The organism is Lonepinella sp. MS14434 (genome assembly GCF_042468235.1).
In the GTDB taxonomy this organism is placed as follows: domain Bacteria; phylum Pseudomonadota; class Gammaproteobacteria; order Enterobacterales; family Pasteurellaceae; genus Lonepinella.
Map to the genome: position 1 here is coordinate 839,029 of NZ_CP170386.1, position 17,148 is coordinate 856,176.

Below are 17,148 nucleotides of genomic sequence, written 5' to 3' on the forward strand. Positions count from 1 at the left end.
TTACTTATCGTCCATTAAATTTCTAGGCGCAGCATTGCCAACAGATTGTTGAAAAGAATCACGTTCAAATACCCTGTTCATATAAGCTTTAAGTGCTTTACTTCCTACCCCTGTAAATTCTACACCCAAATCCTGCATTCTCCATAATAACGGAGCAATATAGCAATCTACTAAACTAAATTCTTCACTCATAAAAAATGGTGTTTGATCAAAAATAGGTGCAACTGCCAATAACTCTTCTTTTAACTGAGCTAAAGCACTTTCTCGTTCTTCGGCCGTTCCGTTTTCTACTTTAAATAAAGTCGGATACCAATCTTGTTCAATACGCTGCATTAATAGACGAGTTTTACCTCTTGATACTGGATAAACTGGCATTAAAGGAGGATGTGGAAAACGTTCATCTAAATATTCCATAATAATACGAGAATTAAACAATACGAGATCACGATCTACCAATGTTGGCAACGTACCATAAGGATTTAACTCCATTAAATCTTCTGATAAACTCTGAGCATCTACAATTTCCGCTTCATAAGCAACCCCTTTTTCCGCTAATACAATGCGCACCTGATGACAATAAATATCAGATTTATCATAAAAAAGAGTCATTATTGAACGTTTATTTACTGCACTAGTCATTTAGTCCTCCAGCGACTAAAATAGAATGTTAAAATTTCCAAAATGTAGTTGGTTCTGCTATAGAACCAAACCTTATAAAATATCCGGCTATTGTAGCATAAATATAGTCAAAATATCCAAGTAAAAAATAAACCGTGCTTAAAACACGGTCTATCGTATATCTATCATTACTTATCCAAAAACAACGCTGCCGCGCCACGTACACCACCGGAATCACCATATTTGGCTTTTTTAATCACGGGTACTTTGGCACTTCGCATCAAATGTGGAGGCAAGGCTTTTGGCAAAGCGTGATACAAATGATCAAAATTAGATAATCCACCGCCAAACACAATTAAATGTGGATCAAATGCGGTAATAATATTGCTGATGGAAATTGCCATTAATTCTACAAAAAGTTCGACAAAATCTACCGCAGTTTTATCTCCTACATAAAAGCGTTCAATGATTTCTTTGGCAGACAAATTTTCACCTTTTAAATCACGGTATAACATTTCAAAACCACGGCCAGACAAATAGGTGTCTAAACAAGCTTTGTTACCACAACCGCACGAATAAATCGGCGCCTTATCCCAACCCAGCAGTTTTAAAGCATGGTAATTTAATTGTAAATGCCCTAACTCACCTGCCATTCCCACTTTACCGGAGTGAACTTTACCATTGAAAACTAATCCACCGCCAAACCCAGTACCCAGAATTAAACCTAATACAAAAGGATATTTCTGATTTTCTTCGTCCCAAGCTTCGGATAAAGCAAAGCAGTTGGCATCATTTTCAGCTCGCACTTCTCGTCCTAATAACACGGAGAGATCTTGCAAAATCGGCTTATTATCAGCGACACGAATGTTAGTAACTTCAGCTAATCCAGTTTCTCGATTTACGAATCCTGGTATGCCTAATCCTACCGAACCTTGACTACCGAATTTTTCATCTGCTCGATTAACTAATTCCACAATGGCTTGTAACCATTGCTGATAGCTTTCTTTTGGGGTTTCAATCCGTTCACTGTATTGTTTTTCTAACTTCTCATTAAAAGCAGCCAACTCAATTTTAGTACCACCAATATCTAAACCATATAACATAAAAACTCCTGTTTTTTAAACCGCACTATTTTATCAATTTAAGTCTATTTTGCTGAAAAATTTGTTTTCTCTCAATATAAAAGAACAAGGGTAAATGGACGAACCACGCAATTAATGTACTCACCAATAAATCTATCGGATGATGCATGCCTAAGCGTAACCGGCTCACCAACATTAACACTGACCAAAGTAATATACCTACAACGAGAATCTTTGAAGAAGTATGACAACGCCCCACTATTTGAGTAAAACCAACCGCCAATAACAACCAACTTACGGCAAAAATAGTATGACCAGACGGGAAAGAATAACCAGTTTCGTTTTCACGGTGATGGACTAACCATACTGGCACATTTGCATTATTCGCATAAAATTGACTCACAATCATGGCTCTCTGTTCTCGATCTTGATCGTAAAAATAATCCGTTGATACACCATTTTTATCAGTTAATTCTGTCACATAAGGTCTCGGTTCAGCAAAAATACTTTTTGCGATAATTTTAATGCCTTGCGTCATTACCATGGATATTGCCATAATAATCACCGCAATAATCCATTTGGATCTAGTAGAAAAAATCGGTAAAAAACATAAGGCAAAAACACCACAAGTAATGATAGCATAAGGTACACTACCTGTTTCGGTTAACCAATATAAAAAATAATCAAATGTGGTTAAATGACTATCACCTTGCCACTGCCATGAAAAAATCCAAGTAAAAAATGGCACAAGACAAAGTAAAAAAGTATATAATGACATGCGTCTTAGCATAGTGAACTTCCTATGTAATAAAAATTGTATTTTATCACTAGAAAACTAAAAGAAAAATAAGGATTTATTATATGGCAAAAATTCAGCTTGTGACTGAAGCCAATTTACCCACTGAATTTGGACTGTTTAAGATTGTTGGTTTTGAATTTCCTGAGACGAAAAAAGAGCATATAGCTTTGGTGATGGGCGATATTGCAGATGGAAAACCTGTGTTGGCACGTATTCATTCGGAATGTTTAACGGGTGATGCACTGTATAGTTTAAAATGCGATTGCGGTTTTCAGCTTGCCACTGCCTTACGTCAAATTAGTGAAGAAGGACGTGGTGTATTAATTTATCACCGTGAAGAAGGTCGTGGTATTGGGTTAATTAATAAAATTCGCGCCTATGCTTTACAAGATCAGGGAATGGATACCATTGAAGCAAATTTAGCCTTGGGGTTTGCCGCTGATGAGCGTAATTTTTCGGTTTGTGCGGATATTTTTGACTTATTGTCTGTTAATCAAGTACGTCTATTAACCAATAATCCAGCCAAAATTGATACCATGAAAAAAGCAGGCATTAATGTGGTTGAACGTGTTCCCTTGAATGTAGGGGAAAATCGTTACAATAGAGCTTATTTAGATACTAAAGCGAAAAAAATGGGACATTATATTGTTCATCACAATGGTGATGCTCAAAACACAGAGAAACACTTTTTAAGTTGTCCACATTGTTTATCGGAAGTACCAACACCACAAAATGAACAATAATTTAGCTAAATTTATGATATAGATCACAAAATTAGCGTCTAATTGCAAAATTTTATTGTTGCGAGATTGTTACAATTATAAAATAATAAATTATATTTTTCATATTGACTGTGATATCTATTTTTATTTTAGGGAAACTTAACTATGGCTACGCCACAAATTCTTATTGTTGAAGATGAAACGATTACTCGAAATACGTTAAAAAGTATTTTTCAAGCCGAAGGTTATAATACCTTTGAAGCTTGTGACGGTAATCAGATGCAACAAATTCTATCAAATAAAGAAATCCATTTAATTGTCATGGATATTAATTTACCGGGTAAAAATGGTTTAATGTTGGCACGTGAACTGCGTGAGCATACCAAAACGGCATTAATGTTTTTAACCGGTCGTAACAATGAAGTGGATAAAATTTTAGGTTTAGAAATCGGAGCGGATGATTATATCACCAAACCCTTTAACCCGAGAGAGTTAGCTATTCGAGCTCGTAATTTGTTACAACGTACCATGGGTGACATTAAAGATGAGCCAAAAGTTGATGTTTATCGTTTTAATGGCTGGACATTAGATATTAATCAACACGCTCTGATCAATCCCGAAGGTGAAGTGATAAAATTACCACGCAGTGAGTTTCGAGCCATGATGCATTTCTGCCAAAATCCCGGTAAAATCCAAACACGTGAAGAATTGTTGAAAAAAATGACCGGGCGAGAATTAAAAGAAAATGATCGAACAGTCGATGTAACGATTCGTCGTATTCGTAAGCATTTTGAAGATCATACGGGTACGCCTGAAATTATTTCAACCATTCACGGTGAAGGCTATCGTTTTTGTGGAACATTAGAATAGACTTTTCTTAGCAATATCAAGTGCGGTTAAAATTTCATAAATTTTTACCGCACTTTTTGTTTATAATATCCCTTAGTTTATTTGTACATCGCCCCGATATTAGGTAGAATGAGACTATCTTTTGTAATCCATTGAATATTATGACAAAGAAAAAAATTAAAGTTGGTTCCAATACCATTGCTTTGAATAAACGTGCGAGACACGATTATTTTATTGAAGACGAAATTGAAGCTGGACTTTCCTTGCAAGGTTGGGAAGTCAAATCTATGCGTGCCGGCAAAGCCAATATTAGTGATAGCTATGTAGTATTTAATCAAGGAGAGGCCTATTTATTTGGCGCGACTATTCAACCCTTAAGTGTAGCATCCAGCCATATTGTTTGTGACCCTACTCGTACACGTAAATTATTATTAAACCAACGCGAATTAGATACCCTATTTGGCAAAGCAAACCGTGACGGCTATACCATTGTGGCGCTGTCACTATACTGGAAAAATGCTTGGGCAAAATTAAAAATCGGCTTGGCAAAAGGGAAAAAATTACACGATAAACGAGAAGATATTAAAGATCGAGAATGGAAGGTACAGAAAGATCGGATTATGAAACATGCAAATCGTGGATAATCTGTTACAATGTCTTTTGATGTAAAAATTTTGTTAACTATTTGGAGAAAATGAATGGCACAGGATCAAGATCCTTGGGCTCCGCCGGGAGCGAATTCAGGAAATTCGTCTGGGCAAAAGCCTAATCATCAGCAAACGAATGAACCGAGAAATAAGCGAGATAATGAACAATCTCCACCGGATTTAGAAGAAGCCTTTACCAATTTACTAAAAAAATTATCTGGTAAAAACAAAAGGAATGGCTCAAATAATCAACAAAATAATAAATTACCAGACTTTAATGTTGGGAAATTATTACCGGTAGCGGTACTTGTCGGTGCTGTGATTTGGGGGTTGAGCGGTTTATATACGGTGAAAGAAGCCGAACGTGGTGTCGTCACTCGTTTTGGTCAACTCCATTCTATTGTGCAACCGGGGTTAAATTGGAAACCTACTTTTGTGGATCAAGTCATTCCGGTTAACGTGGAACAAGTGAAAGAACTGAAAACCCAAGGATCCATGCTGACTCAAGATGAGAATATGGTCAAAGTTGAATTAACTGTACAATATCGAGTGCAAGATCCAGCTAAATTCTTGTTTAGTGTTACCAATGCCGAAGACAGTTTAGGACAAGCCACTGACAGTGCATTGCGTTATGTGGTCGGTCATATGACTATGGATAATATTTTAACTACTGGACGTTCCGTGGTACGTGAAGACACTTGGAAATCTTTAAATGAAATTATTAAACCTTATGATATGGGGTTAGAAGTCATTGATGTGAACTTCCAGTCTGCTCGTCCGCCAGAAGATGTAAAAGATGCCTTTGATGATGCTATTAAAGCACAAGAAGATGAACAACGTTATATCCGTGAAGCAGAAGCATATGCGCGTGAACGTGAACCGATTGCACGTGGTAATGCGCAACGAATTTTAGAAGAAGCTACTGCTTACAAAGAACAAATTGTGCTTGAAGCCAAAGGGGAAGTTGAACGTTTCCAACGTTTATTACCTGAATTTAAAGCCGCGCCGGATGTATTGAAAGAGCGTCTATATCTGCAAACCATGGAAAACGTGATGGCGAAAACGCCGAAAGTAATGATGGATGCAGGCAATAATTTAACTGTATTACCCGTAGATCAACTATTACGTCAAAAACAACAAGTAACGACACTAGAAACCGATGTTCAACGTTTTGAGAAAAATATATCCAATACTGGTAACTCAAAGAGTGCGGTGAATAATTCGTCCGTTTCTAGTTCACCGGTGTCTAACACACCAATATCAACTAACAATGACCGCCAAGGGAGATTTAACTAATGCGTAAATATTTAACTCCGATTGTGATCGTTTTAGCCTTGGTGTTGTATTCCAGTCTTGTGGTAGTACACGAAGGTAGTCGTGGTATTATGTTACGTTTCGGCAAAGTGCAACGTGATGTAGATAATAAAGTAAAAGTCTATTCACCAGGATTGCATTTTAAATTGCCTATTTTAGACAGTATGAAATTACTGGATGCTCGTATTAAAACCCTAGACGGTCAAGCTGATCGTTTTGTCACTGTCGAGAAAAAAGACCTTTTAGTAGATTCTTACGTAAAATGGCGAATCAGTGATTTTGGTCGTTTCTATACTTCCACTGGGGGGGGAGATTACACGCAAGCATCGAATTTATTACGCCGTAAAGTCAATGACCGTTTGCGTTCTGAGATCGGTTCAAGAACCATCAAAGATATTGTTTCTGGTACACGTGGTGAACTTATGGCAGATGCAAAAAAATCACTCAGTACAGGGCAAGATAGTACGGCTGAACTCGGGATTGAAGTAATTGATGTACGAGTGAAGCAAATTAACTTACCAGATGAAGTGTCATCTTCTATCTACCAACGTATGCGAGCAGAACGTGATGCGGTAGCTCGTGAACATCGTTCACAAGGAAAAGAAAAGGCAGCATTTATTCAAGCTGATGTGGACCGTAAAGTCACTTTAATTACTGCAAATGCAAACAAAACTGCTCAAGAATTACGTGGTGAAGGAGATGCAAACGCTGCCAAATTATATTCGGATGCTTTTGCTCATGAAACGGAATTTTACAGTTTCTTACGTAGCCTGAAAGCTTATGAGAATAGTTTTACCGGTTCTGAAAATATGATGATTTTAAAACCGAACAGCGAATTCTTCCGTTATATGCAAACACCTCAAAAATAGTTAATAAAGAAGTCTAATCATCTATTTGATTAGGCTTTTTTATTGAGCTTTAAACTAAAAAATAGTAAAGTATCTAGGTTACTTTTTTAAATACAACAGGAAAAAATTATGGGAAAAAGTGTTGTTGTCCTGGGGGCCCAATGGGGTGACGAAGGAAAAGGCAAGATCGTCGATTTGTTAACCGATCGTGTTAAATATGTAGTTCGCTATCAAGGCGGACATAATGCAGGTCATACCTTGATTATCAATGGTGAAAAAACCGTTTTACGTTTAATTCCAAGTGGTATTTTACGTGATGGGGTGACTTGTTTGATCGGTAACGGTGTTGTGCTTTCGCCATCCGCACTAATGCAAGAAATGGGAGAATTAGAAAGCCGTGGCATTAAAGTGCGTGAACGTTTGTTGATTTCTGAAGCTTGCCCATTAATTCTGCCTTATCATGTGGCGATGGATCATGCTCGTGAAGCCGCATTAGGTAATAATAAAATCGGTACAACTGGGCGTGGTATTGGTCCAGCTTACGAAGATAAAGTGGCTCGTCGAGGTTTACGGGTAAGCGATTTATTTAACCGTGAAAAATTTGCCGAAAAACTTAAAAATATTTTAGATTATTACAATTTCCAACTGGTTCACTATTATAAAGCCGAACCTGTGGATTATCAAAAAACTTTAGATGATGTTATGGCAATAGCCGATGTGTTAATTGGTATGGTGGCTGATATCAGTACCCTATTAGACACTGCTCGCAAAAATGGCGACAATATCTTATTTGAGGGTGCGCAAGGAACAATGTTAGACATTGACCACGGTACTTATCCATTCGTTACTAGTTCAAATACTACCGCTGGTGGGGTGGCAACGGGTGCTGGTTTTGGTCCACGTAACCTAGACTATATTTTAGGTATTATCAAAGCCTACTGTACTCGTGTCGGTGGCGGTCCATTTGCTACAGAATTATTTGATGATGTAGGTGCCGAAATTGCACGCAAAGGTAATGAATTTGGTGCGGTCACGGGTCGTCCACGCCGTTGTGGTTGGTTTGATGCGGTGGCAATGCGTCGAGCTATTCAAATTAACAGTATTTCCGGTTTCTGTATGACCAAACTGGATGTATTGGACGGTTTTGATGAAGTTAAAATCTGTGTGGGTTATAAATTACCAAATGGGAATGTGGTGGACTTCGCTCCCCTTTCTGCCAAAGACTGGGAAGGCGTGGAACCAATTTACGAAAGTATGCCGGGTTGGAAAGAAAATACCTTTGGTGTCACCGATGTGAATCAATTACCACAAGCTACTCGCAATTATGTAAAACGTATTGAACAAGTTACTGGTGTACCCGTTGCCATTCTTTCAACCGGTCCAGATCGTGTACAAACCATGATTTTACAAGATCCATTTGCAGTATAATAAAAATTGCCCTATTTCCCTTTATGGTAAATAGGGTGTTTATCTAGGAATATAGATGCCGTTTGAGAAGCCAAATAAGCTGTCTTACCATTGGGATAAAATTCCTCTAAAGCGACTGATTTACCTATTCGCTAGCTTAATTTTACTGGCGGTAACATGTCTTATCCTAATCGATCAATATGTGGGTTACAAAGTTCGTCATGATATTTATCAAAAAGTTGAACAAATCCCCTATCGCCCTTATGCCGTAGTACTTGGTACCGCAAAATATGTCACCAAAAACATCCCAAATCAATTTTATAATTACCGTTTAGAAAGCACTAAAGCCTTATTTGATGCAGAGAAAATTGACTATATTTTATTAAGTGGGGATAACCGTACATTACAATATAATGAACCACGTACCATGCGGCGAGATTTAATCAAAATGGGTATTGAGCCACAATATTTGTTCCCTGATTACGCAGGATTCCGTACACTCGACAGCATTATTCGAGCCAAAGAAGTGTTTAATGCAGAACCGATGATTATTATTTCACAAGCCTTTCATTGTGAACGTGCTTTATTTATTGCCAAATATCACAATATCAACGCAATTTGCTTTGCAGCTGACAACCCCGATATTTACACTATTACGCGTTTCCGTGAAATTTTCGCGCGTTTTTTAATGGTGTGGGAATTAATTACCGAAAAAAAACCGCACTTTTTAGGTGAGCCTGAACCGTTGCCACCACCATTAAATCGTCATATTGCTCAAAGTGCGGTGGAAAATCCGTAAGATTTTTAAATCCGACTCACATCAAACTTCGCCAAATCAATCCGATCTTCCGTACCATAAAATGCACATAACGCCTTACGTAAAGTTTCCGCTCGTTTTGGCAACCCTTTTTCAGCGTAAATTTTGACTTGCTCATATACCGCTTGCTTAAAAGGTTGCGTATCCCCTACATCACCATTTAAATTATCACTACTGGCAAAATAACGGAAATTGGCTGCGGTGGATAAAATCCATTCTAAGGCTTGCGGTTTAACTTCGGCTTTCTCAAAGTCACGTTGCCGTTGTTCAGAACGTCCATCAGGTTCATACCAATAACCAAAATCTTCTAATTTACGGCGTTCTTTACCCGCCACTAGCCAATGAGCAATTTCATGCAAGGCACTGCTGTAAAAACCGCGGGCGAAATAAATAGCATGGTAAGGCACATCATCATTAGCGGGTAAATAAATCGGTTCATCACCACCTTTGACTAATTTAGTGTTAAATTCTGCATAAAAACATTGATTAAATAGTTGAATAATATCGTCTAATTGATGGGTTTCGGTATTTTGTTGCATAGTTATGTCCTCTGATAACGTTGCCAAATTGCTTGAAAGGATTCATTACATTAAAGTGCGGTTAAAAAGTGTGAAAATTTAACCGTAGTTTAGCATGTTATGTATAAAAAACATTATTGAGTTCGACTTAAATTCAATACTTTTGAAAATAATCGTTTCAATAATAATGGAATGGATGACGGACCTCGTCTCTTCATTTCATTGGATAATGCAATAGCAAGATCAGGTTTTGATGTACGTTGAATTGCTCGCTGAATAATTTTATGCATCGGTCGCGCTTGATGTGGTGTTTCTTTCCAGTTGGCTAATTTCACAAAAATATCGGCAAATCCTTCGGTATAAAAGAAATGTTCAATATCCTGTTTTGGTAAAGTGGTTAAACGATTGGTTAAAATATCCTGATCATTTACTAACTCTCGCACCGTGCCGGCATATTTATGTCCTGCTTCGTCACCATCTGTCAAAACATACCATTCAATTCCCATGGCTTGAGCATATTTGATTAAAGATTTTAATCCCATCTGAGCGAATTCCACAATACGAATCCCTTCGGCAGATAAATTAATATCCAACAGCTTCGCTAATTCCGATAATACCCAGACTTCGGTTTCCCCTTCCACTAAAATCCACATTTTCGAGAACAAAGCAAGACTACGATTATGTCGAATATGAAACGTTAAACGGCGTAAATCATTTTTACTAATATCATGATGGTTTAAACTATAAGCCACCGTCTTATCCCAATAACGTACCAACCGGCAAATTGATGGTAGATTAACTTGTGAAATGAGTTCTACTGAATTAGTGGTGGTAATCCGCTGGATCGGTAAATATTGTGACAATTCCCACACAATAGACGCCATTCTCGGATGCAAACGTGACCCAAGATCTTCAAATAAAATAATCGGGCTCATGGCTTTGAGATTTTTCTGTTCCTGTGGTTGCAAAAGTAATGAGCGTAAAAATACCATTAATTGTTTTTGAATATAATGGGTACTATCTTGACGTAAACGAAAACATAGACTGTTTAATTTTTCCCATAATAACGTCGGATCGATTTCATAGTCTGCCGTGTGTTGACGATCTAAAAAATAATATTGCAATAAATGACCCACCGCCAAAAATTCATGTTTCAAGCTTTCATCACCTTGCCAAGACAGTGGCAAACAAGCCATTTTTTCCTTATTTAAACGTGCATCTCGAAAGCGATATACTGGATAATTTTTTATTAAGTATTGTGCGATTTTCTGGTTATTTTTATCAACAACAACTTCCCCATATTGATTAAGAAAAGTATAGTTGGTAATCAAACGATCCCCTTGTTTTTCCCCCGATACTCGCAAATATAATCGTTGTAAGCCATCTTGGTGAGAAACCAATAAATGTCGGTATAAATGATGATGTTTATTGAGATATTCATTTTGTTTCTGTTCACAAAAACCAAATAACAAGGTAATATCTTGGGGATCCTGTGGAGAAATATGACAATCATGGGGGGCAAATTGATATAACGTTTCACTACCATTTAGCACCAGACTTAATGCAGACAATAAACTTGATTTTCCCCAAGCATTTTCACCGATTAACACCATGTTCGGTTTAAAATGAATAGATAAGCGTTTAATTCCTCGAAAACTGGCGATATCTAGTTGACGTAAATACATTATTTCCCCCATGTTTATATTTAAATAATATACTACCACCTCATTTTTGTACAAGGAAAATTATGCTAGAAGGTTTACTTATTGTTCTGATTCCAATGTTATTAGGCTATCTCATCAAATCAAAAAATCATACTTTTTTAACCGCAGTTAATAAATTTGTGATGTTACTACTCTACGCTATTTTATTTGTTATGGGTATATCTCTTGGACAATTAGACGATGTGGCAATCAAGTTACCCATTATTGGGGTATCAGCTTTTACCTTTAGTATCTGTATTATAAGTTGTAATATCGCCGGATTGCTCACTTTTGATAAACTAAATCCGGCCCCCTTAAAACATTTGGGACATGATATTCCACCACGTTGGAAATTATTGTTAGACAGTGCAAAACTGTGTTCAATGGTGTTGTTCGGCTTTTTTGTGGGATTATTAAGCAAAAATTCTGTGAATTTACCTTTTGGGGCAAGTACTTATGTACTTATTGCTTTGATCTTCTTTGTGGGTATTCAATTACGAAATAACGGTATTTCATTACGTGAAGTATTATTTAATAAACGAGGCATTTACACTGGCATGATTATGATCGTCACATCATTACTCGGTGGAATGCTCGCCACTTTATTATTAAAATTACCACTCACACAAGGACTAGCAATTTCTTCTGGTTTAGGTTGGTATTCTTTATCCAGTGTAGTGATTAATAACGCGTGGGGAGCAGAATTTGGTAGCATTGCTTTCTTTAACGATCTTTCGCGGGAAATTATAAGCTTATTTGTGATTCCGTTTTTTATGTTTAACTACCGTTCTACTGCCGTTGGATTAGCTGGTGCTACAGCTTTAGATTGTACTTTACCTATCATTCAACGTTCAGGAGGAATGGAAGTCGTTCCATTAGCTATTAGTTTTGGTTTTGTGACCAACATTGCCCCTCCTATTTTATTGGTATTTTTCTCATCTATTCCTTTGTAATGGTTGAAATTAGATCAATAACTTAACCAGATTATTTCCCGCTTGAAACTGCCGTTCATTACGTCAATAATGGCGAATTAATGAGCAAATGGTTTTGACCTGTTAATATTCTAATGCCCCAGACCTTTTCATGTAGCAATGGCTTTGATGTTTATTTAAAGATTGGAGATCTGGGCTTATTATCTTGATACAAAACTAAAAATGAAATATCCACAAGTCCTAATAATAAAAGCGCGGTATTTTTTTGTTTTGTTTTACAACTTGTGAAACCTTTGCTAGAATAATTACACTTTTGGGGCTGATTTTGGATTCGACGGGATTGGCAAAGTCCAAAGTGCACGTCAAGGTGCGGTAGGCCTTGTAAATAAACCGCAAAATAATAGTCGCAAACGACGAACAATACGCTTTAGCAGCTTAATAACCTGCATTTAGCCTTCGCTCCCTAGCTTCCGCTCGTAAGACGGGGATCAAGCGGAGTCAAACCCAAACGAGATCGTGTGGACGCTTAGGCTTGGAGATCGAAACATTAAATTAAATCAAGCTAGTTTATTCTTCGCGTGTCTGTCCGCAGGGGATAAGCGAAATTAAAGACTGACTAAACGTGTAGTACTGAAGATAGAGTAATTTCGGACGCGGGTTCAACTCCCGCCAGCTCCACCAAAACACAATTTCACACCGTCCAACGAAGTACAAAAAAGCCTTATTTCTTAATGATTTAAGGCTTTTTTGTTGTCTTTTGCCGTGTTATGCGGTATTATCAAATCCAGTGATTTTAGGAACACCAAATAGACCACCAGCACTTTTTGTAAAAGGCTGGTGTTCTAAAAATGGCTTAAACCCTTATAGCAAAAGGCTTTGTGGCACTTTGTGAATTTAAGTTCTGGTGTTCCAAAAACCTTTGCTGGTGTTCCAAATCACTAAAAACAGTGTTCCAAACAACGTATAAACCCTTATGCGAAAAGGCTTTGTGGGATTTTTCCCCAGTGTTCCAAACAATAAAACAAGGTGGATATTATGGCTAGAACAACTAGACCACTAAACGCTACTGAAGTAGAAAAAGCGAAACCAAAAGATAAAGAGTATTACCTTTCAGATGGGGACGGTTTAAAATTGCGTGTTCGTCCAAATGGTACGAAATTATGGTTGTTTAATTACTATCGCCCCTACACTCAAAAACGCAATAATTTAAGCCTAGGCACATACCCCGAGATCAGCCTAGCACAAGCACGGGAAAAGCGGCTAGAATTTCGTAGCTTGTTGGCTCAAGATGTCGATCCACAAACGCACATTCAAGCGATACAAGCCGAGAAATCCGCAGAACTGAATAACACCTTTGAAAATATTGCGTGGCAATGGTTAGAACACCGCAAAAATCGTGCGAACTTTTCAGCAAGCTACGCAAATGACGTTAAACGGCTTATAGAGCGGATTTTGCTCCCAGCCTTTGGGAAGTATCCAATCACCCAAATAAACGCCCCTATGGCGTTAAAAGCGTTTAAACCGCTCCAAGAAAAAGGAACACTGGAAACCTTAAAGCGTTCTATTCAAAAGCTCAATGAAATAATGACATTCGCCCTACACCGTGAAATTATCCCTTACAACCCTACGGCGAATTTGTCTAAAGAATTTGATAGCCCACGGGTGGAACATTTCAAAACCTTGAAGCCTGAAGACCTAGGGGAATTTCTCTACACCTTGAATAACGCTCAAATCAAGCTACAAACACGCTATTTGATTTTGTGGCAATTGTTGACAATGACACGCCCTAATGAAAGTGCTACCGCCAAATGGGCGGATATTGACGAAAAAGCCCGAATCTGGACGGTGACGATTAACAAGGGAATCAAAGAAACCGACAACGGGCGAGAACATAAAATCACCCTTTCATGGCAAGCCTTAGCCTTATTGCGAGAAATTAAAAAATTGAGTGGTGGCAAAGAATATCTGTTCCCTAGTACAAAAGACCCTAAAACGCACACCAACACGCAAACAGCAAATGCGGCGATTAAACGTATGGGCTATCACGGCAAACTGGTTGCTCACGGTTTACGAGCGATAGCAAGCACCTATTTGAATGAACAAGGGCATAACCCTGAATTAATTGAAGTTGCCCTGTCACATATTAATCAAGACAAAGTGCGAATGGCATACAACCGAGCGGATTACTTACCACAACGCTTTAAACTGCTCCAAGCATGGGCGGATTTTGTAGATCAGTGTTCAAATGGGGCATTGCCTGAATATCATTTGAAAATTGTGAATGGGTAAAGTGCGGTGGAAAATGGGCGAGATTTTTAATTTTTCGCTTGCCTTGAAAATCGTTATTAAAGCACATACAATCTTATAGTAACTCACGCACGCTTATACAGTGCGAAATATCCGAATTTACGCAGATAGGTAAGGCGTAATTAACCTGACCGACAAAATAAAGCCCCTTTCTTTATTTTCTGCGTGATCCACTCTTAAAGGGAACGAAAAGGGCGTTTTATGATTAACTATTCAGACCCAAAAACAAGCCAAATAATTGGCGATTATATTAGCCTTTATGATTTATTGGAATGGGCTAAACCTAACTATCCAAGCCTTAGCGAGACGGCAAAAGATTTATTGAGACTATTTAAAGATAAAAATATTCAAACTTATCATTTCTATAATGGGATTAAACCAAGAATAGAAAAAACGAATATTAAAATTAGTGAAATGCTTTCTATTCTTATTAAATATAATGCTTATTATGATGATGAACCATACGATGATATACCATTTTAGAAAAAAGGACTTATTATGTCAGTTAACGAGTTTCAAGGGTTACTATTAAATAAAAGTGAAATAGAGAAAATCTTAGGTTTATCAATCAATTTAACTGGAAATAGTGACTACGAAGATTTTAAAATGCTCAAGATGATAGATGTTAATGATGTAATAGCTATTTTTCTTGATTTACCAGTTGGAATTTATGCTAATGATATTAGAGAACATTATAGATATAACACAATATTTAATGCCATTTGCGAATATTCAGAAAATAATAAATCCGATGATATACAAGTAGAATGTGATATAAATGGTAACATTTACAACATCAAAGTTTCGCATAATTTTGCTAGACAATGGGCTATTACTCACGGTTTAAGTTGGAATGTTCCACCATATAGAGAAATTAATTTAAATAAGGAAACAGAAAATAATGAAGAAATATTACAATTACAATCACGCATAACCGAATTAGAACAACAACTAGCAGACACACAAAAGCAATTAGCCGATCTTCAAAATTCACTACCTGATGAAAGTATCAGTAAATCAAAAGAACAAATACGAGATACAAATAAGGCATTATTTGCTTTATTGTGCCATCAAAATAAAAATTATAGTGAAAGTGGAAATTTGAACGCATTAACACAAATGATAAATATAGATCTTAAGCACGAAGACATTCAATATAGTAGCAAAATATCCTATAATACGCTTGATAATCTAATAAAAGAATCACCTACTAAATATAAATTTTTCAAATAACCCTTACAAATTTTCAAATAAGCCCTTAGTGATTTTCAAATAAGGGCTTTATTTTTTCAAATAAGCCATTTCCCCACATATCTTTTTTAATAGAAACCTAACTATTTGATAAAACAATAGAATTTATTGTTTAATACGCTCAACCTATCGCATACAACCCAGTACCGACAGGGACTATCAAATCCATTCAACCGAAAAAGGAAAACACAATGAGCGAAATTCTCAATAAAATTCTTCGTAGATCACAAGTACTAGAAATGCTAGGCGTTAGCCGTTCCACAATGGCAGACTGGGAAAATCCAAAATCTAAACGCTACCGCCCAGACTTCCCGAAAAAAATCTCACTAGGAGCTAATTCTATTGGATACCTTGAAAGTGAAATCAATGCGTATATTGAACAGTTGGCAAGCCAACGAATTAACTAAGGGGGAATGATGAACACTATCACAGAATTAAATCTACAAACATTGACGGAATTAAGCAAACAACCAATTACAGCAACATTGAGCTTTTTAGATTTTCCCTATATTGCATTAACGCAAAATGACGGCTATCTAATTGGCACATTATGGCTAGATGTTGACAATTTCATTACCGTAGAAATGGCAAATGCGACAGCGTGGCGTGAAGCATTAGCAATTATGGCTTATCACCAACAACACACAACTGCACCATTGTTGATTAATGATGAATTGGAAACCGCAGTTAAATATTTTAGCGACACGCCTAACGGTATTTGTGACTTTATCAATCAGCAAGGAAAGACGATCACAATTGAAATGATGAGTAAGCAAAATCGAGAACAGGAAGATTTAAAACAGCTAAAACTAAGAGGGGAAATATGAACAACGACCGTTGGCAAATAATCGCCTACCGAGAAAATCAGAAACCGTTGATTATTGTCTCCATGCCATTTAATCAAGCGTTATTTTCAATTTTACAACAGGCTCAAGAAAACAAACAGTATCAATCCATTGTATTAAAACGAATAGGAGAAACCAAATGAGAAAAGACAAAAAGCCTGAACGTAGAGAACGTGTAGCGTTGGAATTATTAACTAAATTACAGGGTGTTTCTGAACGTGAAATGATTATGAGCATTAATCTAACCAGCGGACGTAATGAAGTAAACGAGTTGGAACGCTTGCTAGATGTGAAATTTCTTCGTGAATGGGAGAAAACTGCTGACGGCACGGGGCAATACTACCGCTACTCAATCCCAAACCGTGAAACCGCTGAAATATTGGCGGACTATGTCACCGCTAAAGCTAAAGAGCGTGGAGCAGTGATTTTCAATGAAAGCCAACTACTCCACATTTTACAACAATTCGCTTAATCAATGGTTCGCCCCTA

Annotated in this window: 20 protein-coding genes and 1 other RNA gene; 16 read left to right on the top strand and 5 right to left on the bottom strand. The window is 37.2% G+C overall.

What is annotated here, in order from left to right:
* From sspA to O1Q79_RS04095, 3 genes are all read right to left on the bottom strand, one after another.
* A complete protein-coding gene (gene sspA / locus O1Q79_RS04085; protein ID WP_386693085.1) occupies positions 1-639 on the bottom strand; it encodes a stringent starvation protein SspA in 639 nt (212 codons plus the stop codon).
* Positions 640-806: 167 nt separating this feature from the next.
* Entirely contained in the window at positions 807-1,721 is a 915-nt protein-coding gene (gene nagK / locus O1Q79_RS04090) for an N-acetylglucosamine kinase (RefSeq protein ID WP_386693086.1), read from the bottom strand.
* A 25-nt stretch (positions 1,722-1,746) separates the two neighbouring features.
* Positions 1,747-2,490 carry a phosphatase PAP2 family protein gene (locus tag O1Q79_RS04095; protein WP_386693087.1) on the bottom strand — a complete coding sequence of 248 codons (744 nt, stop codon included), beginning with the start codon at positions 2,488-2,490 and terminating at the stop codon, positions 1,747-1,749.
* A gap of 71 nt (positions 2,491-2,561) precedes the next feature.
* On the opposite strand from O1Q79_RS04095, the gene ribA reads away from it, so the two are divergent.
* The 7 genes from ribA to O1Q79_RS04130 all read left to right on the top strand — a co-directional run bounded on the left by ribA (position 2,562) and on the right by O1Q79_RS04130 (position 9,085).
* Entirely contained in the window at positions 2,562-3,242 is a 681-nt protein-coding gene (gene ribA, locus O1Q79_RS04100) for a GTP cyclohydrolase II (RefSeq protein WP_386693088.1), read from the top strand.
* A 144-nt stretch (positions 3,243-3,386) separates the two neighbouring features.
* On the top strand, positions 3,387-4,091 hold the full coding sequence (gene arcA / locus O1Q79_RS04105; RefSeq protein WP_386693089.1) for a two-component system response regulator ArcA: 705 nt from the start codon (positions 3,387-3,389) through the stop codon (positions 4,089-4,091).
* Positions 4,092-4,231: 140 nt separating this feature from the next.
* A complete protein-coding gene (gene smpB / locus O1Q79_RS04110; RefSeq protein WP_386693090.1) occupies positions 4,232-4,714 on the top strand; it encodes an SsrA-binding protein SmpB in 483 nt (160 codons plus the stop codon).
* Between the two features lie 54 nt (positions 4,715-4,768).
* Complete coding sequence (gene hflK / locus O1Q79_RS04115; RefSeq protein WP_386693091.1) at positions 4,769-6,013, top strand: FtsH protease activity modulator HflK; 1,245 nt, start codon at positions 4,769-4,771, stop codon at positions 6,011-6,013.
* Positions 6,013-6,900, top strand: a complete 888-nt coding sequence (gene hflC, locus O1Q79_RS04120) for a protease modulator HflC (protein WP_386693092.1) — start codon at positions 6,013-6,015, stop codon at positions 6,898-6,900. Before hflK ends, hflC begins: the two co-directional genes overlap by 1 nt.
* Positions 6,901-7,008: 108 nt before the next feature.
* Positions 7,009-8,307: an adenylosuccinate synthase gene (locus O1Q79_RS04125; protein WP_386693093.1), complete on the top strand. Its 1,299-nt coding sequence runs from the start codon at positions 7,009-7,011 to the stop codon at positions 8,305-8,307.
* A gap of 55 nt (positions 8,308-8,362) precedes the next feature.
* On the top strand, positions 8,363-9,085 hold the full coding sequence (locus tag O1Q79_RS04130; RefSeq protein ID WP_386693094.1) for a vancomycin high temperature exclusion protein: 723 nt from the start codon (positions 8,363-8,365) through the stop codon (positions 9,083-9,085).
* Between the two features lie 5 nt (positions 9,086-9,090).
* Here O1Q79_RS04130 and O1Q79_RS04135 read toward each other — a convergent pair whose 3' ends face one another.
* Both O1Q79_RS04135 and O1Q79_RS04140 read right to left on the bottom strand, forming a co-directional pair.
* Positions 9,091-9,642: an elongation factor P hydroxylase gene (locus O1Q79_RS04135; protein WP_386693095.1), complete on the bottom strand. Its 552-nt coding sequence runs from the start codon at positions 9,640-9,642 to the stop codon at positions 9,091-9,093.
* 113 nt (positions 9,643-9,755) lie between these two features.
* Complete coding sequence (locus tag O1Q79_RS04140; RefSeq protein ID WP_386693096.1) at positions 9,756-11,306, bottom strand: DUF2813 domain-containing protein; 1,551 nt, start codon at positions 11,304-11,306, stop codon at positions 9,756-9,758.
* 62 nt (positions 11,307-11,368) lie between these two features.
* On the opposite strand from O1Q79_RS04140, the gene O1Q79_RS04145 reads away from it, so the two are divergent.
* From O1Q79_RS04145 to O1Q79_RS04185, 9 genes are all read left to right on the top strand, one after another.
* Positions 11,369-12,277 (top strand): lysine exporter LysO family protein, encoded by a 909-nt coding sequence (locus O1Q79_RS04145; RefSeq protein ID WP_386693098.1) that lies wholly within the window; start codon positions 11,369-11,371, stop codon positions 12,275-12,277.
* Between the two features lie 294 nt (positions 12,278-12,571).
* Positions 12,572-12,937, top strand: a transfer-messenger RNA (tmRNA) gene (ssrA, locus tag O1Q79_RS04150).
* Positions 12,938-13,291: 354 nt separating this feature from the next.
* Positions 13,292-14,545 (top strand): integrase arm-type DNA-binding domain-containing protein, encoded by a 1,254-nt coding sequence (locus O1Q79_RS04155; RefSeq protein ID WP_386693099.1) that lies wholly within the window; start codon positions 13,292-13,294, stop codon positions 14,543-14,545.
* 219 nt (positions 14,546-14,764) lie between these two features.
* Entirely contained in the window at positions 14,765-15,046 is a 282-nt protein-coding gene (locus O1Q79_RS04160) for a hypothetical protein (RefSeq protein ID WP_386693100.1), read from the top strand.
* Between the two features lie 15 nt (positions 15,047-15,061).
* Complete coding sequence (locus O1Q79_RS04165; protein ID WP_386693101.1) at positions 15,062-15,796, top strand: hypothetical protein; 735 nt, start codon at positions 15,062-15,064, stop codon at positions 15,794-15,796.
* A 209-nt stretch (positions 15,797-16,005) separates the two neighbouring features.
* Entirely contained in the window at positions 16,006-16,221 is a 216-nt protein-coding gene (locus O1Q79_RS04170) for a helix-turn-helix transcriptional regulator (RefSeq protein WP_386693102.1), read from the top strand.
* A 6-nt stretch (positions 16,222-16,227) separates the two neighbouring features.
* Entirely contained in the window at positions 16,228-16,641 is a 414-nt protein-coding gene (locus O1Q79_RS04175) for a hypothetical protein (RefSeq protein ID WP_386693103.1), read from the top strand.
* Positions 16,638-16,802 (top strand): hypothetical protein, encoded by a 165-nt coding sequence (locus O1Q79_RS04180; RefSeq protein WP_386693105.1) that lies wholly within the window; start codon positions 16,638-16,640, stop codon positions 16,800-16,802. The genes O1Q79_RS04175 and O1Q79_RS04180 overlap by 4 nt, the downstream gene beginning before the upstream one ends.
* Positions 16,799-17,131, top strand: coding sequence for a hypothetical protein (locus O1Q79_RS04185; RefSeq protein ID WP_386693107.1), 333 nt, complete (start codon positions 16,799-16,801; stop codon positions 17,129-17,131). The genes O1Q79_RS04180 and O1Q79_RS04185 overlap by 4 nt, the downstream gene beginning before the upstream one ends.
* The last annotated feature ends 17 nt before the right edge of the window (positions 17,132-17,148 follow it).

Coding starts and splice junctions, on each gene's coding strand:
- sspA (WP_386693085.1), bottom strand. CDS start 639: ATGACTAGTGCAGTAAATAAACGTTCAATAATGACTCTTTTTTATGAT.
- nagK (WP_386693086.1), bottom strand. CDS start 1,721: ATGTTATATGGTTTAGATATTGGTGGTACTAAAATTGAGTTGGCTGCT.
- O1Q79_RS04095 (WP_386693087.1), bottom strand. CDS start 2,490: ATGCTAAGACGCATGTCATTATATACTTTTTTACTTTGTCTTGTGCCA.
- ribA (WP_386693088.1), top strand. CDS start 2,562: ATGGCAAAAATTCAGCTTGTGACTGAAGCCAATTTACCCACTGAATTT.
- arcA (WP_386693089.1), top strand. CDS start 3,387: ATGGCTACGCCACAAATTCTTATTGTTGAAGATGAAACGATTACTCGA.
- smpB (WP_386693090.1), top strand. CDS start 4,232: ATGACAAAGAAAAAAATTAAAGTTGGTTCCAATACCATTGCTTTGAAT.
- hflK (WP_386693091.1), top strand. CDS start 4,769: ATGGCACAGGATCAAGATCCTTGGGCTCCGCCGGGAGCGAATTCAGGA.
- hflC (WP_386693092.1), top strand. CDS start 6,013: ATGCGTAAATATTTAACTCCGATTGTGATCGTTTTAGCCTTGGTGTTG.
- O1Q79_RS04125 (WP_386693093.1), top strand. CDS start 7,009: ATGGGAAAAAGTGTTGTTGTCCTGGGGGCCCAATGGGGTGACGAAGGA.
- O1Q79_RS04130 (WP_386693094.1), top strand. CDS start 8,363: ATGCCGTTTGAGAAGCCAAATAAGCTGTCTTACCATTGGGATAAAATT.
- O1Q79_RS04135 (WP_386693095.1), bottom strand. CDS start 9,642: ATGCAACAAAATACCGAAACCCATCAATTAGACGATATTATTCAACTA.
- O1Q79_RS04140 (WP_386693096.1), bottom strand. CDS start 11,306: ATGTATTTACGTCAACTAGATATCGCCAGTTTTCGAGGAATTAAACGC.
- O1Q79_RS04145 (WP_386693098.1), top strand. CDS start 11,369: ATGCTAGAAGGTTTACTTATTGTTCTGATTCCAATGTTATTAGGCTAT.
- O1Q79_RS04155 (WP_386693099.1), top strand. CDS start 13,292: ATGGCTAGAACAACTAGACCACTAAACGCTACTGAAGTAGAAAAAGCG.
- O1Q79_RS04160 (WP_386693100.1), top strand. CDS start 14,765: ATGATTAACTATTCAGACCCAAAAACAAGCCAAATAATTGGCGATTAT.
- O1Q79_RS04165 (WP_386693101.1), top strand. CDS start 15,062: ATGTCAGTTAACGAGTTTCAAGGGTTACTATTAAATAAAAGTGAAATA.
- O1Q79_RS04170 (WP_386693102.1), top strand. CDS start 16,006: ATGAGCGAAATTCTCAATAAAATTCTTCGTAGATCACAAGTACTAGAA.
- O1Q79_RS04175 (WP_386693103.1), top strand. CDS start 16,228: ATGATGAACACTATCACAGAATTAAATCTACAAACATTGACGGAATTA.
- O1Q79_RS04180 (WP_386693105.1), top strand. CDS start 16,638: ATGAACAACGACCGTTGGCAAATAATCGCCTACCGAGAAAATCAGAAA.
- O1Q79_RS04185 (WP_386693107.1), top strand. CDS start 16,799: ATGAGAAAAGACAAAAAGCCTGAACGTAGAGAACGTGTAGCGTTGGAA.